The sequence below is a fragment of the Streptosporangiales bacterium genome, from assembly GCA_009379825.1.
In the GTDB taxonomy this organism is placed as follows: domain Bacteria; phylum Actinomycetota; class Actinomycetes; order Streptosporangiales; family WHST01; genus WHST01.
In genome coordinates, this window is the sequence record WHTA01000018.1 from 14,679 (window position 1) to 36,257 (window position 21,579).

General features: G+C 70.5%; 18 protein-coding genes and 3 pseudogenes. 10 read left to right on the forward strand and 11 right to left on the reverse strand.

The window, feature by feature from the left end:
* Positions 1–41: 41 nt before the first annotated feature.
* The 5 genes and pseudogenes from GEV07_11705 (at position 42) to GEV07_11725 (ending at position 5,410) form a co-directional block, all read left to right on the forward strand.
* Positions 42–1,397 carry an amidohydrolase family protein gene (locus GEV07_11705; protein ID MQA03351.1) on the forward strand — a complete coding sequence of 452 codons (1,356 nt, stop codon included), beginning with the start codon at positions 42–44 and terminating at the stop codon, positions 1,395–1,397.
* Positions 1,394–2,301, forward strand: a pseudogene (locus tag GEV07_11710) (cupin domain-containing protein). The gene GEV07_11705 and the pseudogene GEV07_11710 overlap by 4 nt, the downstream one beginning before the upstream one ends.
* A complete protein-coding gene (locus GEV07_11715; GenBank protein MQA03352.1) occupies positions 2,298–2,990 on the forward strand; it encodes an SDR family oxidoreductase in 693 nt (230 codons plus the stop codon). The pseudogene GEV07_11710 and the gene GEV07_11715 overlap by 4 nt, the downstream one beginning before the upstream one ends.
* Positions 2,987–3,865, forward strand: coding sequence for an NAD-binding protein (locus GEV07_11720; GenBank protein ID MQA03353.1), 879 nt, complete (start codon positions 2,987–2,989; stop codon positions 3,863–3,865). Before GEV07_11715 ends, GEV07_11720 begins: the two co-directional genes overlap by 4 nt.
* Before the next feature lie 69 nt (positions 3,866–3,934).
* Entirely contained in the window at positions 3,935–5,410 is a 1,476-nt protein-coding gene (locus GEV07_11725) for a DHA2 family efflux MFS transporter permease subunit (GenBank protein ID MQA03354.1), read from the forward strand.
* A gap of 7 nt (positions 5,411–5,417) precedes the next feature.
* Here the strand turns inward: GEV07_11725 and GEV07_11730 are convergent, their stop codons facing one another.
* Positions 5,418–6,839, reverse strand: coding sequence for a hypothetical protein (locus GEV07_11730; protein MQA03355.1), 1,422 nt, complete (start codon positions 6,837–6,839; stop codon positions 5,418–5,420).
* Positions 6,840–7,056: 217 nt separating this feature from the next.
* Between GEV07_11730 and GEV07_11735 the strand changes: the two genes are divergently transcribed.
* From GEV07_11735 to efeB, 3 genes and pseudogenes are all read left to right on the forward strand, one after another.
* Positions 7,057–7,914 carry an iron transporter gene (locus GEV07_11735; GenBank protein ID MQA03356.1) on the forward strand — a complete coding sequence of 286 codons (858 nt, stop codon included), beginning with the start codon at positions 7,057–7,059 and terminating at the stop codon, positions 7,912–7,914.
* A gap of 29 nt (positions 7,915–7,943) precedes the next feature.
* Positions 7,944–9,053: an iron uptake system protein EfeO gene (gene efeO / locus GEV07_11740; protein MQA03357.1), complete on the forward strand. Its 1,110-nt coding sequence runs from the start codon at positions 7,944–7,946 to the stop codon at positions 9,051–9,053.
* An 11-nt stretch (positions 9,054–9,064) separates the two neighbouring features.
* Positions 9,065–10,373: pseudogene (efeB, locus tag GEV07_11745) on the forward strand (deferrochelatase/peroxidase EfeB).
* Here the strand turns inward: efeB and egtD are convergent.
* The 10 genes and pseudogenes from egtD to GEV07_11795 all read right to left on the reverse strand — a co-directional run bounded on the left by egtD (position 10,370) and on the right by GEV07_11795 (position 19,400).
* Entirely contained in the window at positions 10,370–11,353 is a 984-nt protein-coding gene (egtD, locus tag GEV07_11750; protein MQA03358.1) for an L-histidine N(alpha)-methyltransferase, read from the reverse strand. The pseudogene efeB and the gene egtD sit on opposite strands and share 4 nt — an antisense overlap.
* 10 nt (positions 11,354–11,363) lie before the next feature.
* Positions 11,364–12,092 carry an ergothioneine biosynthesis protein EgtC gene (egtC, locus tag GEV07_11755; protein MQA03359.1) on the reverse strand — a complete coding sequence of 243 codons (729 nt, stop codon included), beginning with the start codon at positions 12,090–12,092 and terminating at the stop codon, positions 11,364–11,366.
* 13 nt (positions 12,093–12,105) lie between these two features.
* On the reverse strand, positions 12,106–13,386 hold the full coding sequence (gene egtB / locus GEV07_11760) for an ergothioneine biosynthesis protein EgtB (GenBank protein ID MQA03360.1): 1,281 nt from the start codon (positions 13,384–13,386) through the stop codon (positions 12,106–12,108).
* Positions 13,387–13,409: 23 nt separating this feature from the next.
* Entirely contained in the window at positions 13,410–14,615 is a 1,206-nt protein-coding gene (egtA, locus tag GEV07_11765; GenBank protein ID MQA03361.1) for an ergothioneine biosynthesis glutamate--cysteine ligase EgtA, read from the reverse strand.
* Positions 14,616–14,700: 85 nt separating this feature from the next.
* Positions 14,701–14,892 (reverse strand): hypothetical protein, encoded by a 192-nt coding sequence (locus GEV07_11770; GenBank protein ID MQA03362.1) that lies wholly within the window; start codon positions 14,890–14,892, stop codon positions 14,701–14,703.
* 63 nt (positions 14,893–14,955) lie between these two features.
* The gene (locus tag GEV07_11775; GenBank protein ID MQA03363.1) at positions 14,956–15,618 is read right to left on the reverse strand and encodes a hypothetical protein; all 663 of its coding nucleotides are present in this window, start codon (positions 15,616–15,618) and stop codon (positions 14,956–14,958) included.
* A gap of 81 nt (positions 15,619–15,699) precedes the next feature.
* On the reverse strand, positions 15,700–16,197 hold the full coding sequence (locus GEV07_11780; protein MQA03364.1) for a hypothetical protein: 498 nt from the start codon (positions 16,195–16,197) through the stop codon (positions 15,700–15,702).
* A 173-nt stretch (positions 16,198–16,370) separates the two neighbouring features.
* On the reverse strand, positions 16,371–16,607 hold the full coding sequence (locus tag GEV07_11785) for a hypothetical protein (protein ID MQA03365.1): 237 nt from the start codon (positions 16,605–16,607) through the stop codon (positions 16,371–16,373).
* A 148-nt stretch (positions 16,608–16,755) separates the two neighbouring features.
* Positions 16,756–17,504 (reverse strand): annotated as a pseudogene (locus GEV07_11790) (CPBP family intramembrane metalloprotease).
* Between the two features lie 87 nt (positions 17,505–17,591).
* Positions 17,592–19,400, reverse strand: a complete 1,809-nt coding sequence (locus GEV07_11795) for a GAF domain-containing protein (GenBank protein ID MQA03366.1) — start codon at positions 19,398–19,400, stop codon at positions 17,592–17,594.
* 164 nt (positions 19,401–19,564) lie between these two features.
* Between GEV07_11795 and GEV07_11800 the strand changes: the two genes are divergently transcribed.
* Positions 19,565–19,774 (forward strand): hypothetical protein, encoded by a 210-nt coding sequence (locus GEV07_11800; protein MQA03367.1) that lies wholly within the window; start codon positions 19,565–19,567, stop codon positions 19,772–19,774.
* Positions 19,775–19,911: 137 nt separating this feature from the next.
* Positions 19,912–21,564 (forward strand): methane monooxygenase, encoded by a 1,653-nt coding sequence (locus GEV07_11805; GenBank protein ID MQA03368.1) that lies wholly within the window; start codon positions 19,912–19,914, stop codon positions 21,562–21,564.
* The last annotated feature ends 15 nt before the right edge of the window (positions 21,565–21,579 follow it).

Genomic DNA, 21,579 nt, shown 5'->3' on the forward strand with positions numbered 1-21,579 from the left:
GCCTAGGCGGCTCCTCAGCCACACCGGAAGGGACCACACTCATGGGCAAGCTCCTCCTCAAGGGCGGCACCGTCATCAGGGTGGACGAACGCGTCGGCGACCTCGCGCCGGGCGACGTGCTGATCGAGGACGACCACATCGTCGCCGTCGAACCCAGCATCGAAGCGGACGCGGAGGTCGTGGACTGCACCGGGAAGATCGTCATCCCCGGCTTCGTCGACACGCACAGGCACACCTGGGAAGCCGCCCTCCGCAACTGCGCGCCCGACGCCACGCTCGACGACTACTTCGTCGAGGTGCTCGACACGTTCGCGCCCGTGTACCGGGCCGAGGACGTCTACGCCAGCAACCTCGCCGGCTCGCTGGAGTGCCTCGACGCCGGCATCACCACGCTCGTCGACTGGTCGCACATCAACAACACACCCGACCACCCGGACGCGGCGATCCAGGCGTTGCAGGAGACCGGGATCAGGGCGCAGTACGCCTACGGCAGCGCCAACACGTCGCTGGAGAAGTACTGGTTCTTCAGCGCGGAGGCGGTGCCCGGCGACGACGTGCGCCGAGTGCGTGACAAGTACTTCTCGTCCGGGGACGGGCTGCTCACCATGGCGCTGGCCACCCGCGGCCCCGGCTTCTGCCAGGACCAGGTGGTGCAGAGCGAGTGGGGGCTGGCACGCGAGCTCGGCATCCCTATCACCGTCCACGTCGGGATGGGCAGGCTCGCCGGCAGGTACGCGATGGTCGAGCAGCTGGACCGGCTCGGGCTCCTCGGCCCGGACACCACGTACGTCCACTGCTGCTACTTCAGCGACCACGAGTGGAAGCGGGTGGCCGACACGGGTGGCACGGTCTCCATCGCCGCACAGGTCGAACTGCAGATGGGTCACGGCTGGCCGCCGGTGAACAAGAGCTACCAGTTCGGCCTGCGTCCCAGCCTGTCCATCGACGTCGTCACCACCGTGCCGGGCGACATGTTCACCCAGATCCGCGCGGCGTTCGCAGCCGAGCGGGCACAGGTGAACGCGACGTGCTGGCAGCAGGACGTCACCGTCCCCGACACGATGCTGACCGCGCGGCGGATGCTGAGCATGGCGACCAGCAACGGCGCCCACGTCGCCGGGCTCGAGGACCGCACCGGGTCACTCACCCCGGGGAAGCAGGCGGACGTCGTGGTCATCGACGCCACGGCGCTCAACGTCGCTCCCGTGCACGACCCGGCTGCCGCGGTGACGCTCTCGGCGGACGTTTCGAACGTCGAGCACGTGCTCGTCGACGGCGTGTTCCGCAAGCGCGACGGCAGGCTGCTCGCCGACGTCGGGCGCGCCCGCACCCTGGTCGAGAACGCACGCGACCACCTCGTCGAGTCGGTGGCGAAGGCGAAGGCCGCCGCCGGATGAGCACGCACCATCTCGTCCGCCGAGAGACCGACGCCGTCTGGGCGCCCGCGGCCGGACCGCTTTCTGCGGCGACGGGTTACCGGGGCTGGTCGGTGGTGGACGCGACGAGCGCCGCCGTGCACACCGGGTTCGGCGTGGTGGCACTCGACCCCGGAGGCCGGTTGCCGGCACACGTCCACTCGTACGAGGAGAGCCTCTACGTCCTCGACGGCGAGGTGGTCGTGCAGACACCCGACGGTGCGGCGCTGCTCGGCGCCGGTGACTACGGCTGGATCCCGGTCGGTGTGCCGCACGCACTGCGCAACGCGGGCACCGGCGAGGTCCGCTGGGCGCGGATGTCCGCGCCCACGCCGCGGCCCGAGCACGACCTTGACACGTACGTCGTGCCCGAGCTGGTCGAGACCGACCCGGTGCGCGTGGACGCGCGGGACCCGCGCACCCGGCGGTACGGGCACATCGACCCGGCGAACATGGACCCTGCACTTCAGACGCAGGACCTGCTCGCGGTGTCGGCGAGCATGCGCACAGCGCTGCTCGTGTACAGCGGCATCACGGTGAAGATGATGGTCGACTCCGACCTGGGGTCGGTGCTGTCCACGATGTTCATGGTGCAGTACGAGCCGGGCGGCATGGCGGGCGCGCACGACCACCCGTTCGAGGAGACCTACCTCATCCTCGACGGCTCGGTGGAGGCGACCTTCGACGGCACCTCGTACGTACTCGGCCCGGGTGACGTCGCGTGGGCCGGTGCCGGCAGCGTGCACTCGTTCCGCGCCGCCGGTGGCGGCTCGGTGCGGTGGCTGGAGACGCAGGCGCCGCAGCCACCCGGCCCGCACTCGTACCGTTTCGCGCGCGCGACTGGGACTACCTGCGCGCGCGACTGGACGCAGGGAGCGCCACATGATCAGCGCGATCGTCGGCGGCACGCGCGGGCTCGGGCTCGAGATCGCGAGGAACTGCAGCAAGCACGGCGACGAGGTCGTGCTCACCGGGCGCGACAGGGCCCGCGCCGCCGAGGTGGCCGCGTCGCTCGGTGGCCAGGCGCGCGGCGTCGGGCTCGACCTGAGCGACCCGCACGGGATCGCGGGCGCGCTCGCCGGCATCGAGCGGGTCGACCAGCTCGTGGTCGCGGCGATCGACCGCGACACCAACAGCGCCCGCGCGTACGACGTGGACCGGGCCGTCGAGCTGGCGACCGTCAAGCTGGTGGGCTACACGGAGGTGGTCCACGCCCTGCTGCCGGCCATGCACGACGACTCGGCCGTCGTGCTGTTCGGCGGGCGGGCCAAGGACCGGCCGTACCCGGGGTCGACGACCGTGTCGACCGTCAACGGCGGGGTGATCGGCATGGTGAACACGCTGGCGCACGAGCTCGCGCCGATCCGCGTGAACGCGATCCACCCCGGGATCGTGGGCGACAGCCCGTTCTGGGCCGGCAAGCCCGCGGAGGTGCTCGAGGGGTACCGCACCCGCACTCCCACCGGGCGGCTGGCCAGTATGGCCGACATCGTGGACGCGGTGGACTTCCTGCTCCGCAACCGGTCGGTCAACGCGATGCAGCTGTACGTGGACGGCGGCTGGCTGCTGACATGAGCGCGGTGTTCTCGGTGGCCGTCGTGGGCGCCGGACGGATGGGGTCGGCGATGGTGGGCCGGCTGGTCGACGCCGGGCATGACGTGGTCGTCTACAACCGCACCCGGTCGCGCGCAGCGGCGGTGGCGAAGCGGTACGGGCTCGGCGTCGCGGGTACGCCGCGGGAGGCGGCAGCGGCCGACGTGGTGCTCGTCTCGCTGGCCGACGACGCGGCCGTGCGGGCGGTGTACCTCGGCGGCGACGGGTTGGTCGCCGGCCTCCGGCCCGGGGTGGTCGTCACCGACACCAGCACCGTCGACCCGGCCACCGTCCGCGAGCTCGGGGCGGAAGTGGCGCGCACGGGCGCAACGCTGGTCGACGCGCCCGTGTCGGGCAGCGTCGCGAGTGTGGAGTCCGGTCAGCTGCTCGTGCTGGCCGGGGGAGAGGAGTCGGCGTTGGCGCGTGCGCGCCCGGCGCTCGACGCGTTCGGTGCGCGGGTGATCCCGTTGGGACCGCTTGGGGCCGGCGCCACCATGAAGCTCGTCGCGAACAGCATCGTGCACGCGCTGAACGCCGCGTTGAGCGAGGCGCTCGTCCTCGCCGAGAAGGCCGGTGTCGACCGCGCCGCCGCGTACGAGGTGATCGCAGCGAGCGCCGTGGCCGCGCCCTACGTGCACTACAAACGCCAGGCCTTCGAGCACCCGGACGACACCGAGGTGGCCTTCGCCCTCGACCTGGTCGCGAAGGACCTCGACCTGGCGTCCGCGCTCGCCGAGCGGGTGGGGGCACGCATGCCCCAGCTCGCGACGAACCGCGCGGCTGTGCAGGCGGCGCTCGACGCCGGCATGGGCGACGCCGACCTCAGTGCCCTCGCCTCGCTGTACCGGCGCAGCTAGGTCGTCGGCGCCTGGTGCGTATCGTGTGCCGTCTACGGTGACCCTGCGCGTGCGGCGGGTGAGGATGCGGTGACCGAACCAGCCGGCAGTCCCTTCGGTACCGCGGTCGCGTTCGCCTCGCCGCCGGGGCGGGGTCTGATCGCCGCGGCGATCCTCGGGTCCGGTGTCGCGTTCCTCGACGGGTCGGTGGTGAACGTCGCGCTGCCCACCATCGGCCGCGACGTCGGCGGCGGTTTCGCCGTGCTGCAGTGGGTGCTCGACGGTTACCTGCTCACGCTGAGCGCGCTGCTGCTGCTCGGCGGTGCGCTCGGCGACCGGTACGGGAGGCGCCGCGTCTTCCTCATCGGCCTGGTGGTGTTCACAGTCGCGTCGCTGGCCTGCGGGCTGGCACCGAGCGCGTTCGGGCTGATCCTGGCCCGTCTCGCCCAGGGCGTCGGTGGCGCACTGCTGGTGCCTGGCAGCCTGGCGATGATCGACGCCACCATCCGTGCGGACGACCGTGGCCGCGCGATCGGCACCTGGGCAGGGCTGACCGGCGTCGCCTCGGCCATCGGGCCGTTCCTCGGCGGCTGGCTCGTGGACGCGGTGTCGTGGCGGCTGGTGTTCTTCATCAACGTGCCGATCGCCGTCGTGGCGGTCGCGGCGACGCTGCGGTACGTGCCGGAGAGCCGCGACACCACGACGACCGGCCGGCCGGACATCGCGGGTGCGGTGACCATCACCGTCGGCCTCGCCGGCGTCGTGTTCGCGCTCATCCAGGGTCCGGCACACGGCTGGACGGCGCTGCCCGTCACTGCGGCGGTCGTCGGTGCGGTCGCGCTGGTGGCGTTCCCGTGGCTGGAACTGCGGCAGCGGGCGCCGCTGCTGCCGCTCGCATTGTTCCGCTCGGTCCAGTTCACGGGCGCGAACGTCACCACGCTGACGGTCTACGCGGCGCTCGGTGGCGCGCTGTTCCTGCTGGCGCTGCAGCTCCAGCTGTCCATGGGCTACTCGCCCGTCGCGGCCGGGCTGGCCACGCTACCGACCACGGTCATCATGCTGCTGCTCTCCGGCCGGATCGGCGGCCTCGCCCAACGCACCGGGCCGCGGTTGCCGATGACCGTCGGGCCGCTCGTGGCCGGCGCCGGGCTGGCTCTGCTGGCCCTGGCCAGGCCGGGCGCCACGTACCTCGGCGGCGTGTTCCCCGGGGTGACGGTCTTCGGGCTCGGGCTCGCGATCACCGTGGCACCGCTGACCTCCGCGGTCCTCGCCGCGGTCGACGAGCGGCACGTGGGCGCGGCCTCAGGGGTGAACAACGCGATCTCGCGGCTCGCCGGCCTGCTCTCCGTCGCCGTGCTGCCGCTGGTCGCCGGGCTCGACACCACAAGCGGCGGTCCGCTCGGCGACGGGTTCGCCACTGCCATGTTCATCTCGGCCGCGCTGTGCGGCGTCGGTGGCCGGACCGCCGCGGTCACCGTCGAGAAGGTCACACCGGTGGCTACGCACACCCTGCCCGCGGTCAACCAGGCCTGCCAGCATCCCTGCACCCGCACCGACGCGCGGTGATCTGCCGTCAGGACGCTGGGCGGAAGGCGACGTCGGCGAGGCCGGCCCGGTGGCCGTCGCCGTTGCGGGGGAGGTAGGTGAACCAGACGACCCAGTAGCGCGCGGCGTGTTCGCCGTCCGGGCGGAGCTCGACCTTGCGGCCGGCGTCGGACATGGTGGCGACCTTCTTCGTGTCGTCCAGTGCCTCGGGTCGGAGGGTGGCCGCCCGCAGTTCCAGGTCCGCGCCGCCGGTGGGCAGCCGCAGCTCGACGCTCTCGACCTGCGTGCTCTTGCCGAGGTCGAGGACGACGCCGACGCCGGGCTTGAGGTTGCCGAGCTTCGCCGTGGTGTACCCGTCGCTGCGCCACGCCGTACGGGCGATGCCGTCGATGGCCTTGGACACCTCCGCGTCGTGCTCGTGGCCGTCACCGCCCGGGTCGAACGCGCGCGCCGCGACGACGGGGACCTGCCGCTTCGCCACCGGGGTGGCCGAGCTGCTCGACGTGGCCGGTGTGGACCGCGACGACGGCGTCACCGTCGACGATGCCGACGACGGCGTGGACGGTGACCGGGGCGGTGTGGGGGAGAGCGTCGCCGACGCCCCCTGTTCCGAGGTCGGCAACCCGGCCCACAACCCGACCACGCCGGCCGCGACCGCGACGACCGCGGTGGTCAGGGCGACGGCCGCGCGCCGCCGCGTCGTCCGCCGCGTGCCGTGGCGCGGTGGCGCGCCGGCGATCCCCGCGACGGGCGCCGGCCGCCGGCGCCCGTACCTGGCCAGCGCTTCCGCCACCGCCGCGGGCGTCGCCAGCGCGGGCCGGCCGCCTTGGGTCCGCTGCTCGAGTGCGCGCACGGTGATCTCGTCGAGCTCCGCGGGCATGCCGGACCGTTGGCTCGCACCGGTGAGTGCCACCTGCAACAGCCAGCCGAGTCCCTCGGCGTCGGTGCGTGTCGGGTCGTCGCTGTGCGCACCCGCGAGCGCTGCGTCCAGGCCCACCCCGAGCACCTTCACGCCATCGGGAGTCGAGACCACGTGCTCGGGCTCCAGACGCAGGTGCCAGACGGCCTGGCGGTGCGCGGCGGTCAGTGCCTCGGCCGCCTCCCTGACCAGGCTGGCGGCCTGCCTCGGGCGCAGTGGGCCCGCCTGCGTCACCAGCTCCGAGAGCGTCGGGCCGTCCACCCACTCGGTGACCACGAACGTCAGGTCGCCCGCCGTTGCCATGTCGAGGACCTGTGGCAGCCGGCCGTCCTGGACCCTGGCGGCGCGGCGCGCGGCGGCGAGCACGGCAGGTGCCTCGGCCGAGGTGGCCGGCAGCAGCCACAGGGTGACCTCGTGGGCGAGGATCGTGTCGGTGGCGCGCCAACGGGTGGCCGGCCCCTCACGGGCTAGCTGCTCGCGGAGCAGGTAGCGGCGATCCACTACGAGCCCAGGTTCACCGGTGACCGCCACGACTGTGCCTCCCGGTCTCGAGCCTAGGTCGAGGCACTGCCGTAGACAGGTACATTCCGGGCATTTGCGCGGACGGTAGACGGCTGCACGCACTGTGTCGCCGGCTCGGCCGGCGCGGTCCGCATCGGGCGGCGCAACCCTCTTGTGTCGTGGCTAAGGTTTGCCTAACCTAAACACCTCGCTCGAGCAATCTCGCCGCCCACGCCGGGAGTTCACCGTGTTCGCCAGCTATCTCATCGGTCTACGCGAGGGCCTGGAAGCGACGCTCGTGGTGACCATCCTCGTGGCCTTCCTCGTGAAGTCGGGCCGCCGGCACCTGTTGCGCCTGGTCTGGGTCGGCGTGGCAGTGGCGGTCCTGGCCAGCTTGCTGGTGGCGGCCGGGCTCACGTACGTCTGGGCCAACCTCGACACGTTCCGACAGCAGGAGCTGTTCGAGGCGATCATCTCGCTGGTCGCGGTGGCGTTCGTGACGTGGATGATCTTCTGGATGCGCCGGGCGGCCCGCACCATAAAGAACGAGCTGCAGGCCAAGCTCGACGAGGCCGTCGCGATCGGCCCGGTCGCGGTGGCGGTGGTCGGCTTCGTTGCCGTCGCACGCGAGGGCCTGGAGACGGCGGTGCTGTTCCTCGGCGCGGCCCAGGGAGCCGGCAACTCGCCCGCTCCGCTTGCCGGGCTGGCGCTTGGCGTGGCGACCGCGATCGGCCTCGGGGTCCTGCTCTACCTGGGCGCACTGCGGGTCAACCTCGGGCACTTCTTCACCTGGACCGGCGTGCTGCTGATCTTCGTCGCCGCAGGGATCCTGCGGTACGGCATTCACGACTTCCAGGAAGCCGGGGTGCTCGGCGGCATGAACGCCGTCGCGTTCGACGTCTCCGCGTACTACGACGAGCAGTCCTGGTACGGCTCGTTGATCACCGGGATGTTCAACTTCGTCGCGGCGCCGTCGTGGCTGGAGGTGATCGGGTACCTGGCGTACCTGGTCCCGGTGCTGCTGCTGTTCCTCTGGCCCCGCCGGGCCGCCGGCAGCCCCGCACGCACCGACGGCGGCCAGGTCGAGACGCCGGCCCAGTCCTAGACCAACTACCACCAGCGAACGGGAGACCCATGCGCTCGCACCGCCTGATCGCAGCCGTCGCCGTGGGGCTGCTCGCCCTCGCCAGCTGCTCGTCGTCCGACGGCAACGGGGACGACAGGAAGATCGCGGTCTCCGCGACCGACGACTCGTGCGACATCGCCGACACCGACCTGAAGGCGGGCACGCACACGTTCGCCGTGACGAACGACGGCGAGGAGGTCACCGAGTTCTACGTCTACTCGGGCAACAAGGTGGTCAGCGAGGTGGAGAACATCGCGCCCGGCACCACGCGCGACCTCACCGTCGAGCTCACCAGCGGTGACTACGAGGGCGCGTGCAAGCCAGGCATGAAGGGGTACGGCATTCGCAGTGACATAAAGGTGACGGGCAAGGCGAAGGCGAAGACCGACCCGAAGCTCGTCGAGGCGACTACCGAGTACGAGAAGTACATCGCGACGGAGGCGGACGAGCTGGTCGGCGCGACGGAGAAGTTCGTCCGGTTGGTCAAGGCAGGGAAGGCCGAGCAGGCGAAGCGGCTGTACCCGAGGGCCCGTACGCACTGGGAGCGGATCGAGCCGGTGGCCGAGATCTTCGGTGACCTCGACCCGAAGATCGACGCGCGCGCGAACGACGTCGAGCCCGGTACGAAGTTCACCGGCTTCCACAAGCTGGAGAAGGATCTCTGGAAGACGAAGGACATCTCCTCGTCCGGTCCCGTCGTCGACCAGCTGCTCGCGGACGTACGCACGATCGTGAAGCGCGCGAAGAACGAGGAGCTGCAGCCGCTCCAGCTCGCGAACGGGTCGAAGGCGCTGCTCGACGAGGTGGCCACCACGAAGATCACCGGCGAGGAGGACCGTTACTCACACACGGACCTGTGGGACTTCGCCGCGAACGTAGAGGGCTCGGAGGCGGCCATCGACGCGCTGCGCCCGGCGCTGAAGGAACGTGACCCGGAACTGCTCACCAAGCTCGACAGGCAGTTCGCCAAGGTCGAGAAGACCCTCGCCGAGCACCGTGCCGGCGACGGGTACGAGCTGCACACCGAGCTCACTCGCGCCGAGCTGAAGGAGATGTCGAACGCGATCAACGCGCTGAGCGAGTCGGTGAGCCAGGTCGCGGTAGCGATCGCGAAGTAAGCGGGGCGACCATGAGTGGGCAGCCGGCCGACGGCGAGCGCTCGGCCGATACGAAGCGCGGCCGGGTGTCGCGCCGCCGACTGCTCGGGTTCGCCGGCACGGGGGTCGTGGGGGCGGCCGCCGTCGGCGCGGTGGCCCACGACCTCGCGGAAGCCGAGCACACCGCGGCGAGCGACCGGTTGGACCGGGCCGTACCGTTCCGGGGTCGCCACCAGGCGGGGATCACCACGCCTGCCCAGGACCGGCTGCACTTCGTCGCGTTCGACGTGCTCACCGACAGCCGCGACGAGCTGGTCGAGCTGCTGAAGGAGTGGACCAGGGCGGCGGAGCGGATGACCGGGGGCCGGCCTGCCGGGCCGCGCGGGGCGGTGGGTGGACTCCCGCAGGCCCCGCCCGACGACACCGGCGAGGCACTCGGCCTGCCACCCAGCCAGCTGACCGTCACCATCGGGTTCGGCCCCACGCTGTTCCGCGACCCGGAGGACGGGGACCGGTTCGGCATCGCGGACCGCAGGCCGAGCGCCCTGCAGGACCTGCCGCGGTTCGTCGGCGACGAGATCGACCCGGCGATCTGCGGCGGCGACATCGCGATCCAGGCCTGTGCCAACGACCCGCAGGTCGCCGTGCACGCGATCCGCAACCTCGCGCGCATCGGGTTCGGCGCGGTCGCCGTACGGTGGTCACAGCTGGGCTTCGGGCGGACCTCGTCGACCAGCCGCGAGCAGCAGACGCTACGTAACCTGATCGGCTTCAAGGACGGCACGAACAACCTCAAGCTCGAGGACGCCGACCTACTGCGCGAGCACCTGTGGGTCCGGCCGGGCGACGACCAGGAGTGGCTCGCCGGCGGCAGCTACCTGGTGACCCGCAGGATCCGGATGATGATCGAGACCTGGGACCGCGCGCCGCTCGACGAGCAGGAGACGATCATCGGCCGGGCCAAGGGCACGGGCGCACCACTGACCGGCGACACCGAGTTCGACGCACTGGACTTCGACGCGAAGAACGGCGACGGCGAGCCCACCATCCCGGACGTGGCGCACGTCCGGGATGGTGGGCTCGCCCCGCAACGGCGGTGCGCGCATCCTGCGCCGCGGCTACAACTTCATCGACGGCTCGGATCAGCTCGGCCGCCTCGACGCGGGACTGTTCTTCATCGCCTACCAGCGCGACCCTGCCGACGGGTTCATCCCCGTACAGCGCAGCCTGTCCGTCGACCTGCTGAACGAGTACATCCGCCACACGAGCAGCGGCATCTTCGCCTGCCCACCCGGTGTCAGGCGCGACGGGGAGTACTGGGGCCAGACGCTCTTCGGCTAGGTGGCGACCGACAGCGACACGGCGAAGTCGCCTGCGGGGTCGGTCCACCACTGTGCGAGGGTCATGCCGGCGGACCGCAACTCGGCGGCGACGCGTTCCTTGCGGAACTTGGCGGAGATCTCCGTGCGCATCTCCTCGCCGGCGGCGAACGGCACAACGAGGTCGAGATCGTCGATCGGCACGGTCTGGTCGGTGGTGGACCGCAGCCGCATCTCGACCTGCTCGAGCTCCTCGTCCCAGGCGGCGACGTGGGTGAACGTCTCGGGGTCGAAGTGGCCGTCCAGCTCGCGGTTGATCACGTGCAGCACGTTCTTGTTGAACTGCGCGGTGACCCCGGCAGCGTCGTCGTACGCCGCGAGCAACCGCGTCGTGTCCTTCACCAGGTCGGTGCCGAGTAGCAGGGTCTCGCCCGGTGCCAGGTGTGCGCGGGTCTGGCGGAGGAAGTCCGCACGTTCGGCCGGGGTGAGGTTGCCGATCGTGCCGCCGAGGAACGCCAGCAGCCGATTACCCTCGCGCGGCAGCAGGTGCAGCTGTTGCGCGAAGTCCGCGACCACCCCGTGCATGGTGAGCTCCGGGTACTCGCCGTGCAGTGCGCGGACCGCGTCGACGAGAGCACTCTCGCTGACGTCCACAGGGATGTAGCGGCGCAGGCCGTCCGCCGATCGCAGGCCGTCGAGCAGCAGCCGGGTCTTCGCCGACGACCCGGAGCCCAGCTCGACGACCGTGTCGGCCGCGGACAGCCGCGCGATCTCCACCGCGTGCTCCTCGAGGATGGTGCGCTCCGCGCGGGTCGGGTAGTACTCGGGGAGTCGGGTGATGTATTCGAAGAGCTCGCTGCCGCGCGCGTCGTAGAAGTGTTTCGGCGGCAGCACTTTCGGCCGGCCGGTGAGTCCCGACCTGACGTCGTCGGCGAGTGCCGCCGTGCTGTGCTCGTCGGTGAGGTAGCGGCTTACGGTCACGGTCGCCGTGGAGTCGTTCATGGGATCCCTTCTACAAGGACGTCAGGTGCACGCCGGTGCGGTCGGCTTCGACGAGTGTGCGGTCGGGCACCTCCTCCCAGTCGGCTCCGTCGTCGTCGGGCTCGGCGGCGAGCACGACCGCGTCGGTCGTCCGCCGTACGTAGAGCGGCTCGCCCCAGGTGGTGCCGGCGAGCAGGGAGCCGTCGGTGGCCAGCGTGGTGAGCCGCCCGTCGGCTGCGGCAGCGACGTCGGTGACGGTGCTTGCCAGCCCCGCGCCGAGCGACGCCCCGCCGGACCAGTGCGTGACGGCGAGGCCGAACATGAACGCGGAGTCGACTGCGGCCAGCGCGTCGGGCACCCAGCTCACCCGGTCCTGGAGCGTCTTGCGCAACGCCTGCGAGTCGAAGACACAGCCGTTGTGGCTGAACAGCCAACCCTCGTGCGTGAACGGTGCCGCGCACGACTCGTCGGCCGGGTAGCCGGGCGTGGCCGATCGCACGGCCGCGAGCACACAGCCGGACTCGACGGTCGGGGCGAGGCTCGCGAACGACTGGTCGCTCCAGATCGGTTGTGCGCGCCGGTATCTGACCGGTCGGCGGTGTCCGTCGACGTACCAGCCGGCGCCGAAGCCGTCCACGTTGACGGTGCCGTGTCCTTGCCGGCGCGGCGCGTACGACTGCATCGCGAGCGAGTGCGGTGCGTCGAACACCAGTTGTTGCAGCGGCGCTCGTGGGCCCAGGTAGGCGAAATGGCGGCACATGCGTGAGCTCCGATCAAGCGTCTCGTGCGCAGCGGAAGCCGGCGAAGATCTGCCGCCGGATCGGCAGGTCCCAGTTGCGGAAGGTCGCGCGGCACGCGGTCGGGTCGGTCGCCCAGGAACCGCCGCGCAGCACCTTGTAACCGCCGTCGAAGAAGACCTCCGAGTACTCCTGGTAGGGGAACACGCAGAAGCCGGGGTGGCCGGTGAACTCGGTGGACGTCCACTCCCACACGTCGCCGAGCATCTGGTGTGCACCGTAGGGCGAGGCGCCGAGCGGGAAGGAACCCGCCGGCGTCGGCCGGTAGCGGCGCTGGCCGAGGTTGACCGTGTCGTCGGTGCCGGGCTGGTCGCCCCACGGGAACCTGCGCTTGGTGCCGGTGTGCTGGTCCCACGACGCGGCCTTCTCCCATTCCGTCTCCGTGGGCAGCCGCTTGCCGGCCCATCGCGCGTAGGCGTCCGCCTCGTACCAGCAGACGTGCTGTACCGGTTCGTCCATCGGCAGCGGCTCGGGGCGGCCGAACCTGCGGCGCAGCAGCTGCCCACCCTCGTGCACCCAGAACGCCGGTGTCCGCTTGCCGGAACGGCAGCGCCAGTCCCAGCCCAGCTCGGTCCACCAGCGGCGATCGTCGTAACCGCCGTCCTCGACGAAGTGCCGGTACGCCTCGTTGCTCACCGGAGTGGTGTCGAGCCAGAACGCGGGTAGGTCGACGGTGTGTGCGGGGCGCTCGTTGTCGTACGCCCACGCGTCGGTCGAGGTGCCCATGGTGAACGGCCCACCCTCGACCAGCACCTCCGCTGCGGGTTGGGCCGTGCGCGGCGCCGGCAGGTCGTCGGTGCTCGGCAGCGCCGGCTGACCGCGCCGCAGCTGGTGGGTGGCGAGCATCGTCTCGTCGTGCTGGTGCTCGTGCTGCACCACCATCCGGTAGACGAAGCCGCCGTCGAGCAGCGAGCTCTCCTGGGTGAGCCGTACGGTGTCGAGCGAGTCGAGCACCTTGCGGCGTACCAGGCCGATGTAGTCACCGGCCTCCCGCGGCGAGAGCAGCGGCAGCGTGGGGCGTTCGGTGCGGGGATGCTCGAACGCGTCGTAGATGTCGTCGATCTCAGGGCGCATGGGTTCGATCCCCGCGGCGGCGCGGAGCAACCACAGCTCCTCGTAGTTGCCGACGTGCGCGAGATCCCACACCAGCGGCGACATCAGCCGGGAGTGCTGTGCCACCAGCTCACCGTCGTCAAGCACCTCCGTGGTGAGGCCGAGACTGCGCTGCCGCACCCGTTCCAGCTCGTCCGCGACCATCGTCTTGAGTGCGTGTTCTTCTGTCACCGTGCCTCCTCGAGTGGTTGGGCCCGTGTGGTCACGTCGTCGGCCGGGCAGCGCCCGTGGCGTACGTAGGTGTGCAGGTAGCGGTCGACGAGGGTGAGCAGCTGCGGATGCACGCGCCCAGCGGACAGTGCGCCAAGTGCGGCGTCGAAGCAGTCGGCGGCGGCGCGCGCGAGTCGGGGGTCGGCTAGCCCGCGGCGTGCGGCGACCTGCCAGGCGCCCGCCACCGGCTCCGCCGCGGCCATGGCCAGGTCGCCGGCCCTCGGGTCGTCGACGAGGGCGGTGAGCACGGCGATCGGTACCGGCCACCAGGTCTGCGACTGTGCGTCCACGTAGCGCACCTCGAACCAACCTCGTGGCCGTACCGGCGGGAACAGGGTGGTCAGGTGGTACGCCAGGTCGTCCGTGGTCGGCGGTGCGCGGCTGTCGAGCCACTGCCTGAAGGTGAGCTCAGGCTCGCAGCGCCAGGCGCCAGGCCGCCTGCGCACCATCACCGGCGCGTCGAGCGCGTACTCCGCCCAGCCCACGACGGGGTCGGCGCCCGGCACGGGCGCGGAGGTCCGCGGCGGGTCGAGCCGCTGCCAGACCGCCTGCCTGGCGGACTTCCACCCGGTGTGCCGGCCCGCATGTACCGGTGAGTTGGCGAACGCCGCGACGAAGACCGGGCCGACGGCGTTCAGCAGCCGCCACCGCCGTCGCACGTCGGCAGCGTCGCTTCCGGCGTCCAGGTTGACCTGCACCGCCGCAGTGCTGCACATCATCAGCCGGCCGGTGCTGCCCAGCCGGTCGTAGTACGCCTCCATGGCGTCGTAGCGGGGCGCACGCAGCTGCCGCCGCGGCGTGCGGTGCGGGTCTATCGCGGTGGGGAGGAGGGTGAGGCCGAGTGGCCGGAGCTGTCCGGCGATGTGCGAGACGTCGGCGGCGAGAGCCTGCCAACAGGCGGTGAGGCCTACCGTGGGCGGCGAACTGAGCTCCAGCTGCCCGCCGGGTTCGAAGGTGATTGTGCTGCCCGCCGGTGGCGGTGCGTGATCTGCGAGGAGTGTCCTGAGCTGGTCGAGCGGAACCGGTCGGTGCGGTTGCGCCAGATCGGCGACGAGCCATTCCAACTCGGCGCCGACGTACGTCGGGGGACCGGTCTTGAAGCAGATGCGCTTCACGTAGCCGTGCACGTCGGCGTAGGTGTGCAGCAGCTCGGCGGTCGTCATGCGGACCACCTCAACCGTTGGCGGGCCATGAGCTCATGGTGCCCGTCGCCTCTGACAACACTCGGTCGTCCAACCTAACGCGGCATTACAGGTCCCAGCGGGTTTCCGGCGCCTCCGCGGAGCGCAGCAGCTGCAGAGCGGTCTCCACGACCTGCCGATGCCGCTTCGTGTCCCCGACCGGACCGATCGTGCGGCCCATCAGGTGCGGGGTGACGAGCACGCGGGGAACCCGCAGGCGTCCTGCGGTGTGCCGGAACGCGCGTACGTACACCGACACGGTGGCGATACCTGCGGCCTCGAGTGCCCTCGCGACGAGCCCGACCGACTCGTGACAGACCGGTCACGTGCCGACGAGCAGGCACACGTCGACCTCGTCGGCGACGAGCCGCTCCGCCCAGGCGGGGGCCGTCTGCTCCCGCAGCCGGACCTGCGAGGTGGCACCGGTGAACGCGAAGTGGGTGTCCGCGAGCTGCACCCGACCCTCGGCCTCGAGGTCGCGCAGGACGGCCAGCGGAAAGACGGTGCCGGGGTCGCGCTGCGCGGTCAGGGCGTCGTAGCCGGGATGCCGCGCGGTCAGCTGGGCGTCCGGCGTGTCGCGGGGGATCTCCGACAATGTCGGCGATCCGCGCAGGAACTGCTTGATGAGGGCCAGCGACTCCGCCTGGGTCGGACCATCAGGACCCATCGGGTCGTCGCCGACCCGGAAGACACCGCCGGCGGTGATCAACGCGAGCCGCAGGTCGGCAAGATCGCCGTCCACGACGGTGAAGGGCGCGTCCTCCACCGTCGGCCCGTCGTCCTTCTCGTACGCGGCGACCTGCGCGGCGTAGACGGCTTCCCTGACGGGCGCGTAGTCACCGGTGTCGAAGGCTTCCCCGAGTCGCTGCAGGATCTCCGCGATAGCATCCGCCGCCAGCTCGTCCGACATCGACTTGAGGAACTTGAACTGCATGTCGGCGTGCTCACCGTAGTAGAACGACGTGCGGAAGTCCTCGAAGTCCATGGCTGCCCCAATCGACGCACCTGGGTGCCAAGCCTAGGACCGCCCGGAGCACCCGTCAGTGATCGAGCACACATCCCTGCGTCAAAGGCCGGCGTCGAGGCGCAGCCGGGTCAGCTCGTCGTGCAGCTCCGCCCGTACCTTCGGGTCGTCGGTGTCGACGGTCCCGTCCGGCTGCACGATCCAGTAGAGCCGGTCGGAGCCCGGCTGCCGGCGTACCACGACGTCGACGACACCGTCGGTGAGTATCAGCCGGGTAGCCAGCTGCCGGGTCCAGGCCACCCGCTCGACCGCCAGGTCGACCAGCGGTACCCGGTCGGTGAAACGCAGCACAGTACGGCGGGGCAGCCACGGCAGCAGCCCGACAACGGTGAGTGCACCGTGGCGGTCGTCCCAGTCGACCCGGGCGACCTGCTCCCAACCCCAGCGCGACCAGCCCGCGGCGCCGTCCGGGCCGGTGAGGCGATGCAGCGCAGCGTCGGTGGCGACGACGGACGCCTCGTCGACATCGCAGGCGTAGGTCAGCACCCGCTCACCCGGCGCGAGCTCCGCCAACCGGCGTACCGGGGCCGGGCTGCGCACCTGGCTCGCCAGCCATGCGCTGCATATCGCAGCGCCTCCCACCACCGTCGAGCTGCCGTACGCTCCGGTACCGGGAGGTCGACGGCCGGGCCTACGTGGGTAGCCATGGCACATCACTGCACTGTCACGACTACGAGCGTCTCCCGCGGCTGTCGCCCCGTCTGTGACTGGGCTCACCGAGGACCTGGCCGGTGCTTGACGATCCAGAACGCGCTGGGGCTGGATACGTATTCGACCCGCGTGGGTTCGCTCCGCAGCGCGTCCAGGTACGAGCCGAGGTGCAGGCCGACGACGAGGAACGCTGCCACCGCGAGCAGCGTCCCGGCAGCGAGCCTGTCGACCAGCCTGGAGGCGGGCGCCAAACCGTCGACGTCGAGCGTGCGCCCCGACCGCGACCGCGGCTGCGTCACCTCCGACGAGCTGATTCAGCCTCGGTCGCCGAGGTGTGGTACCGGATCACGCCGGTGACCAGCGGGCCGAGCACCGAGCTTGCTGCGATGACCGCACCCAGCGCGATCAATGCACCATCCAGCCACCGGTCGCCGCGTATCGTGCCGGTCACGGGTGTCCCAACCGGCCTTTCGTGCCCACGACGAGGGCCAGGGCAGTCACCAGGTAGACGCCGAGGATGGCCCAGTCCGGCGTGTCCAAGGCCGTGGTGTACGCCCGCTCTCTGGCAAGGAGGATCAGGTAATCCTGCGCCGGTGTGAAGCTTGCGTGCATGAGGATGCACAGACCGACGCTCCTGGTCCGGTTCCACAGCAGGGTGTAGGGGAAGGCCAGGACCATCGGGACGACGAAGCCGGCCGGGCCGTAGATCGGCACGTGCCAGACTCCCCAGGCAAGGCCGATGATGAGGGTCGCGACGACCGGTGAGTACCGCTGTTGCAGCATCGGCAGCCCGAAGCCTCGCCAGCCCGGGTCCTCCAGCGCCCCGCCGAGCACGAGCACGAAGAGGATGTGCCGGCGTACCGCGGCAGGCGCTCGACGGCGAGATTCCAGTCGACCGGCTCGCCGAGCACCTGGAGCACCCCGGCGGGCCCAGGGCGTAGAGCCACCAGCCTGGTGCCACTCGCAGGGCGCCACGTCGGACGCAGCCAGTCGACCAGCCGATCTCCCCGCAGGCGGGTCACGACGCCGGCGGCAACCGCCGGCCCAAGCGCGCCGAAGAGGAAGGGGACGTCGCCTCCGCCCACTGCCGCGACCGTCCAGAGGGTCCACGAGATGCCGTAGGCGAGGACGACGAAGCTGACCACCGGGTGCCGTTGAACCCAGTGCGCGGTCCTCGTCGTCGGCGTGCTGCTCACGCTGACAACCTGCCAACGTCCTCGTTACCGGGGTACGGAGCTTCGTCGGCGCAAGCACCACCGAGGTGCCGAGGGCGCGCGGTGGTGTCAGCGACTTGGGAGGACGATGTCGTACTCGTGGATCTTGCGGTACAGGGTGGCCCTGGATATGCCGAGCAGCGTGGCGGCGCGGAGCTTGTTGCCTTCGGCGTCGTCGAGGCTCTGGACGATCGCGTCGCGTTCTGCGGACTCCAGCCGGTTGAGTGGACGTTTGTTCAACACTCGGTACTCGGCCGGGAGGTCGGTCGGGCGGATGGTGCCGGCACGCCGGCGTCGCGCGACGTCCTTGAGCAGGTCGTAGAGCTGCGCGACGTTCCCCGGCCAGCTCGCGCGCATCAGCAGGTGCATGGCGGCCGGGGAGTACGTCAACCGGCCGCCGTAGCCGAGCTTGCTGAGCAGCAGCGGTACGAGCTCGCGGAGATCCTCGGAGCGCTGGCGCAGCGGCGGGACGTGGACGGTCCAGGGGAAGAGCGCGAGGAGGCCGGCCAGCCGGGTGTCCGTCGTGGCCTCCTTGGAGAGCGTCAGGGCCACCCAGGGTGCGTGCTCGCCGTGCCCGTTGACCATCTGTTCGAGGACCGTGGTGACGGCGTCGAGCCGGTCGCCCGACAGCCGGTCCGCGTTCCTGATGACGAAGGCGTCCACCGGGTCATCGACCAGCTCCTGCTGCAGCCGCAACGCCCAGTCGCCGTCGCCCTCGTCGGCGTCCACGGCCCGTAGCCGCCCTGTCGGCTGGTGTCGCTGCTGCGCGCAACGGGCCAACGTGTAGCGGCCGGTGCCGTGCTCGCCGGCCAGGATCACCCATTCGCCCCGGGCGTACGCAGCGTCGACGTCACGGCAGCACCGCAGCCACAGCGGCGTCGACCCGACCACGCCGGGGAGGAACATCGGTGGCGAGCCGCCGACCACGGCGCCCGAAGGCACGTCGTCCGCGTCGATCAGGTCGACGTGCAAGACGCCACCGTGCAGCCGGTCGGATCGGTCGCTGTGCAGCTGGCGACAGTGCAGCCGGGCCTTGCCGCCGGTGGGCAGCGAGACGCGGGTCGTCGTACTGTCACCCGTGGTCAACGCCTGCTCCGCGTGGGAGAGCACGACGGCCTGGTCGGCGGCGTCGAGCAGCTTTCGTGCCCGGTCGTTCATCATCACGAGGTCGTCGCTGAACGCGATCACGGCTCCGGTGCTGCGCTGGCATGCCCGCAGGTACCCCTCGAACAGGGCGAGCTCGTGGTCGTGGGTGTGGGCCAACAGGCCCTGCCGGATCTGTTCGGCCGCCGTCCTCGCCAGCACCACGAGCAGCTCCCCGGCGTCCTTCCGCCAGCAGGTGAAGTCGACCGCGCCGAGCGTCTTGCCGGTGATCGGATGCCGAATGGGCGCACCCGCGCAGGCGAGGTTCTCCAGGTTCTCCGCGTAGTGCTCGTGGCCGAACACGTGGGTCGGCCGCCCCTCCTCGAGTGCGGTGCCGATGCCGTTGGTGCCGACGAATCGTTCGCCGTAGCTGAAGCCGGGTGCCAGCTCGACGCTCTCGAGATGTCGGTTGAGGTCTGGGTCGCCGCTCTGCCGGCTCAGCACCAGCCCCGTCTGGTCGGTGAGGATCAGGCTGATCGACTGACCGCCCAGCGTGTCGCCGAGCCTCGTCAGCACCGGGCCGGCGGCGCGAACCAGGGGAGTCTCCAGGTCCTGGTCGGGTACGTACGGCAGCTCGATCCGGTCGGCCGGCACCTGGAACTCGCGTGACCGCTGCCAGGAGGCGACGATCGTGTCACGCACCGTGCCCTGCTCGACGCGTTCCGAGGTGAGGAACCGGATGCGGTTCCGAGCGAGGTCAGGGTCGTCACCGCGGACCAACGAAGCGTCGTTCATAGGGCCTCCCACCCCCGACGGAGGACAGCTCGGCCTGCGGACACCGGTCGTCCTCGACACCAGCCTATAGCGGTGACGGCAGCCGGGTGTCTCAGATTGAGACACCCGGCGGACCGTGACGGCCGTCTGATGGTTAGTAACACCTCGAGCCGTGAGGAGCTCCGATGGTGACCGAGGAACCGTCAGCGGAGACGTACAACCCGTGGACCATCGTCAACCTCGTGTTCCACCACCTGGTGGCGCACGGGCGCCATCCGACCCTCGGCGACCCGGGCGATCCCGGCGAACCCGCCGCGGCCCTGCTGCGCGCACTGGGGGTCCAGCCGACCGTCGAGGCCGGCGCGCAGGCCGCGCGTGCCAGACGCGACCGCTAGCTCGCTGACCTGCGCGCAAGCATGTTCGACGAGCCGTGAGCGCATCCGAACCTGTCTCATATTGAGACCGATGCACGGTCGGTTCCGGGTTGTAATCACCGGTACGGGTCGCCGGAACCGGCCGGTAAGGAGTCATCATGAGCCGCCAAAGCGTGGCGAGAGCGCATCAGAAGATTCAAGAACTGTCCTGGGAGCCGGCGTACCACGAGCCGGTGTCGCACTACGGGACCGACTACACGTTCCAGAAGGCCAGCAAGAAGGACCCACTCAAGCAGGTCCTGCGGTCGTACTTCCCTATGCAGGAGGAGAAGGACCACCGGGTGTACGGCGCCGAGGACGGCGCGATCCGCGGCAACATGTTCCGGCAGGTCCAGGAGCGATGGCTGGAGTGGCAGAAGCTGTTCCTGAGCATCATCCCGCTGCCGGAGATCTCGGCGGCACGTGCGATGCCACTGCTGTTCCGTACGGTGCCGAACCCAGAGCTGCACAACGGACAAGCGATCCAGATGATCGACGAGGTCCGACACTCGACGATTCAGCAGAACCTGAAGCGTCTGTACATGAACAACTACATCGACCCCGCGGGGTTCAACAGCAGTCTCCGCAACTTCCAGAACGACTACTGCGGCACCATCGGGCGCCAGTTCGCGGAGGGCTTCATCACCGGTGACGCGATCACTGCCGCGAGCATCTACCTGACGATCGTCGCGGAGACCGCGTTCACCAACACGCTGTTCGTCGCCATGCCGGCCGAGGCCGCGGCCAACGGCGACTACCTGCTGCCCACGGTATTCCACTCCGTGCAGTCCGACGAGTCCCGGCACATCAGCAACGGCTACGCCACCCTCCTGATGGCGTTGTCCGACGAGGGCAACCACCAGCTGCTCGAGCGGGACCTGCGCTACGCGTGGTGGAACAACCACCGGGTCGTCGACGCGGCGATCGGCACCTTCATCGAGTACGGCACGAAGGACCGCCGCAAGGACCGGGAGAGCTACGCCGAGATGTGGCGACGGTGGATCTACGACGACTACTACCGCAGCTATCTCGTCCCCCTGGAGAAGTACGGTCTCACCATCCCGCACGACCTCATCGAGGAGTCGTGGAACCAGATCTGGAACAAGGGCTACGTGCACGAGGTCGCGCAGTTCTTCGCCACCGGGTGGCTCGCCAACTACTGGCGCATCGACCCGATGACGGACAAGGACTTCGAGTGGTTCGAGGAGAAGTATCCGGGCTGGTACGACAAGTACGGCAAGTGGTGGGAGAACTACAACCGCCTGTCCTATCCGAACGGGCACAACCCGATCGCGCTCGAGGACGTCGACTACGTCTACCCACACAGGTGCTGGACCTGCATGGTGCCGTGCCTGGTGCGGGAGGACATGGTCGTCGACAAGGTCCAGGGGCAGTGGCGTACCTACTGCCACGAGGCCTGCCGGTGGACCGACGCAGAGGCGTTCCGGCCGATGTACCAGGGCCGGCAGACGCCGAACATGGGCCAGCTCATCGGTTCGCGTGAGTGGGAGACGCTCTACCACGGCTGGAACTGGGCGGACGTGGTCTCGGACATGGGGTTCGTGCGTGACGACGGCAAGACGCTGGTCGCGCAGCCGCACCTCGACCTCGACCCGAAGAAGATGTGGACGCTGGACCACCTGCGCCGCTGCCCGCCGCTGCAGAGCCCCAACGTCCTGCTGAACCAGATGACCGACGCGGAGCGGGACGCGTTCGTCGCCGACTACAACCGACAGGGCCCCGCTGGCCGACCATCTTCGGCCAAGTCCTGACCGTTCGACCGTCGA

What these genes read in the sequence shown, in the direction of transcription:
- efeO (MQA03357.1), top strand. Translation starts at nt 7,944, where the DNA reads ATGCGCTCGCACCGCCTGATCGCAGCCGTCGCCGTGGGGCTGCTCGCC.
- GEV07_11720 (MQA03353.1), top strand. Translation starts at nt 2,987, where the DNA reads ATGAGCGCGGTGTTCTCGGTGGCCGTCGTGGGCGCCGGACGGATGGGG.
- egtD (MQA03358.1), bottom strand. Translation starts at nt 11,353, where the DNA reads ATGAACGACTCCACGGCGACCGTGACCGTAAGCCGCTACCTCACCGAC.
- GEV07_11805 (MQA03368.1), top strand. Translation starts at nt 19,912, where the DNA reads ATGAGCCGCCAAAGCGTGGCGAGAGCGCATCAGAAGATTCAAGAACTG.
- egtC (MQA03359.1), bottom strand. Translation starts at nt 12,092, where the DNA reads ATGTGCCGCCATTTCGCCTACCTGGGCCCACGAGCGCCGCTGCAACAA.
- egtA (MQA03361.1), bottom strand. Translation starts at nt 14,615, where the DNA reads ATGACGACCGCCGAGCTGCTGCACACCTACGCCGACGTGCACGGCTAC.
- GEV07_11715 (MQA03352.1), top strand. Translation starts at nt 2,298, where the DNA reads ATGATCAGCGCGATCGTCGGCGGCACGCGCGGGCTCGGGCTCGAGATC.
- GEV07_11705 (MQA03351.1), top strand. Translation starts at nt 42, where the DNA reads ATGGGCAAGCTCCTCCTCAAGGGCGGCACCGTCATCAGGGTGGACGAA.
- egtB (MQA03360.1), bottom strand. Translation starts at nt 13,386, where the DNA reads ATGGTCGCGGACGAGCTGGAACGGGTGCGGCAGCGCAGTCTCGGCCTC.
- GEV07_11800 (MQA03367.1), top strand. Translation starts at nt 19,565, where the DNA reads ATGGTGACCGAGGAACCGTCAGCGGAGACGTACAACCCGTGGACCATC.
- GEV07_11775 (MQA03363.1), bottom strand. Translation starts at nt 15,618, where the DNA reads ATGGACTTCGAGGACTTCCGCACGTCGTTCTACTACGGTGAGCACGCC.
- GEV07_11795 (MQA03366.1), bottom strand. Translation starts at nt 19,400, where the DNA reads ATGAACGACGCTTCGTTGGTCCGCGGTGACGACCCTGACCTCGCTCGG.